1 protein-coding gene is annotated in these 208 nt (G+C 41.3%); it reads right to left on the bottom strand.

The window, feature by feature from the left end:
• On the bottom strand, positions 1-208 hold a 208-nt coding region (locus PSH50_RS21180), incomplete at both ends, for a hypothetical protein (RefSeq protein ID WP_273610080.1).

The following is a 208-nucleotide window of genomic DNA, read 5'->3' as shown; positions in this document are numbered from 1 at the left end:
CATCAATTAAGCTGTCTATGTCGTCTAAATCAAAGTCATCGTTTTCTTCAACTAGCGCATCAGCAGGGGCTTCATCAGGTGTATCACTTGCTTCATCAATTAAGCTGTCTATGTCGTCTAAATCAAAGTCATCGTTTTCTTCAACTAGCGCATCAGCAGGGGCTTCATCAGGTGTATCACTTGCTTCATCAATTAAGCTGTCTATGTC

Origin of the sequence: Pseudoalteromonas sp. Angola-7 (assembly GCF_028599255.1) — a bacterium.
Taxonomy (GTDB): Bacteria; Pseudomonadota; Gammaproteobacteria; order Enterobacterales; family Alteromonadaceae; genus Pseudoalteromonas; species Pseudoalteromonas atlantica.
This window is presented reverse-complemented; position numbering and strand designations above follow the sequence as displayed.